This is a genomic window from Hoylesella timonensis S9-PR14, from assembly GCF_000762405.1.
Taxonomy (GTDB): domain Bacteria; phylum Bacteroidota; class Bacteroidia; order Bacteroidales; family Bacteroidaceae; genus Prevotella; species Prevotella timonensis_A.
Genome location: NZ_JRPQ01000019.1, coordinates 1 through 2,556 on the forward strand (window position 1 = coordinate 1; position 2,556 = coordinate 2,556).

The window sequence follows — 2,556 nt, forward strand, 5'->3', positions numbered from 1 at the left end:
TGCAATCCTCTGTATAAGGGCTATGCTAATTTGTTGCAGTTTGTAAAAGCCATTGAAATTACCACCAACAATAAATAAGTAATTATGGAATATATTATCATTATCTCTATCTTGCTTTTAGCTTTAGGAGCTGCTGTCTATTATGAAATCACTCACAGCTACAATGATGACAAATTCAAGAAATAAAAAAATAACGGGATTGATGTAGGTGCATCTTTTCCAAGTATAAACGCTAACAAGTAAAATATGATCAACTATGTTTTAACCATTGAGACAGGTATTACGGATCTTGTCCATGCTCGGGAGTTCTATCAAGTTACCTCCTTTGAGCAAAAAAAAGAAGAATTGCTGGCATTGATTTTTCAAAAGAAAAAAATAAAGCCTTTTGCCAGTATGAAGCTCATAAGAAGCATCAGTTTTTTTATCAAACGTTCCATCACCCTTTGGCAATTACAAAGCCTTGCTAATAGAATAGAGATTATGTTCGGCCCTTCTTGCTTTCAGATTTCCATTGATAGGGCTAACAATACCGCTCACCTTCTCTGTGGTTGGATAGATAAGGAAACAGGCGACTGCATCGTATTGAATCGTACGGAACAAAAGAGGCTATCTGTTCTCATTTTAGATTTTTTGGATTTGCCACGCCCCAGATGTGCCGACATGTGGTTAAGATACTTTCTTTTGAATAAATACGACAATGATACGTCCATCTTCAGCAAACAGATAGAGTATCTTGAAAGATCAGAGTTTGAAAATCTAAGCTATCCTGTGTTAAGAGACAGTCTTAAATACGTAGAGATGGTGTGTAAAGGATTGGTAAAATAAAAATAGTTATATTATGAGATTTTTAAAGATATATTTAGCCAGTAGTTGGCGAAACAGATTTTATGACAATGTTTTGAACGTTTTGCGCATGCAAGGCTATAAAACTTATGATTTCAAGCACCCTGAAAACAATGAAATAAGCGGCTTTAGCTGGGATAAGGTCGATAAGGAATTTGAAAACTGGACTTGCAATGATTTCAAAGAAAGACTCCATCATCCCGAGGCCATTAAGGCTTTTGAAAAAGACTTCAATGCCATGCAAGCAGCAGACTTCTGTGTTCTTCTTCTGCCATGTGGCCGTTCTGCTCATTCTGAAGCTGGTTGGATGAAAGGGAAAGGCAAGAAAGTATTTGTCCTTGATATGTCAGAGAGACCAACGCCCGAGCTGATGTACCAGATGTTTGATGCGTATGTTACAAGACCTATTGATTTGATAGAGCATATTGAAACCACATTTCATGAGGATAATATGTTACTTAAAGGAAATTTGGATGCAAATGGACAGAGTGATCAAGAGACGCACTAACCTCTTGTATAATTTAAGAAAGAAAGGAGTCAGATGCTTGACCAAGGAGCGTATGATTTTCTTTCCCTATGGAGAGGATCCCTATGAAGTCAGGCAAATTGTCTGTTTATGCAACGAGTATCATTTCCATGTACAATTGGAACTTCAATAGAACATTTAATATTAAAAGTAAAAACAGAATGAAAAAGATAAAGGATTTAACCGTAACAGTAACCTATACTGTTGATTTGTATGACGTAGAAGTCAGCGAAAAAGTTTATGATGATCTAAACGCCTTGGCAGATAAAGGGCGTGTAAACTGTGATCTTATGAATTTGGACGAGCAAGTATGTACTGGTTTCGAGTGGCTTTCTGATCATATTCACGAAAGTGACGCTTGTGATTGGAATTATGAAGTTGATATGGAATAATCTTAAATGTGGCCAATAGAAAATGAAACATATATATCTTTTTATAGGTGCTGCCATTATTACCTACCTCTTAATATCGCTGGCAACATTGGATTTGATGTGGTGTGTGCACAACACTCCTTGGATATGGATAGCGGTAATACCACTCTTTCTACTCTTATATTTCCTCGTATTCATGTGCTTTTATGAAGAAATGGGATTTAGGGAAGATCGCGCAATGCAGCAGACTCTCGCGGTAGCCAAAGCCAACAAGCTGATAGAAAAGTTGCAAGAGCAACTTCCAAATATGATCCAAGGATTGGTTGATATGTCAATGGCAGAGATTAGAGACAGTCTTAGAGCGGTGAATGAAGAGCAAGCTCGCAAAGTTGCTACCCTTTCAACTGATATTTACAACGTGCTGGAACGACGTCAAAAACTTCTCGACCTGGAACGTAAGGTCAAGCAACATAAAGGACAGCCTATGCTCTTGACAAAAAGAGAAACAGCGTCCTTGTTACTTGTTGATTATTCTACCCTTAGAAAATGGGCAAGGAAAGGATTTCTTGTCCCCACAAGGATTACTCCCCACCGTGAGTTATATCGTTATAGTGATGTTCTAAAAATATTGGAGGGCAAGGTATGAAACATTTGCTTTATTTCATACTCGCTGTACTCATTGTATATTTGATAGGTTCACTGCTAATGGCAGATTTCTTGTGGATATTACATACTGGTTTCTTAGGATGGATAGGTGCCATTTTTATTATTCTGTGGTTTTTCCTGCAAATTGAGAAAGAGTATGGTGGATGGAAT

Annotated in this window: 4 protein-coding genes; all 4 read left to right on the top strand. The window is 37.4% G+C overall.

Translation table 11 applies throughout. The features are described from left to right. Nucleotides 1-246: 246 nt before the first annotated feature. Nucleotides 247-825, top strand: a complete 579-nt coding sequence (locus tag HMPREF9304_RS00945; protein ID WP_036925937.1) for a hypothetical protein — start codon at nucleotides 247-249, stop codon at nucleotides 823-825. A 13-nt stretch (nucleotides 826-838) separates the two neighbouring features. Next, nucleotides 839-1,351, top strand: coding sequence for a hypothetical protein (locus HMPREF9304_RS00950; protein ID WP_036925938.1), 513 nt, complete (start codon nucleotides 839-841; stop codon nucleotides 1,349-1,351). 179 nt (nucleotides 1,352-1,530) lie between these two features. Continuing rightward, nucleotides 1,531-1,761 carry a hypothetical protein gene (locus tag HMPREF9304_RS00955; RefSeq protein ID WP_231564429.1) on the top strand — a complete coding sequence of 77 codons (231 nt, stop codon included), beginning with the start codon at nucleotides 1,531-1,533 and terminating at the stop codon, nucleotides 1,759-1,761. Nucleotides 1,762-1,783: 22 nt separating this feature from the next. Continuing rightward, entirely contained in the window at nucleotides 1,784-2,386 is a 603-nt protein-coding gene (locus tag HMPREF9304_RS00960; RefSeq protein ID WP_036925940.1) for a MerR family transcriptional regulator, read from the top strand. The last annotated feature ends 170 nt before the right edge of the window (nucleotides 2,387-2,556 follow it).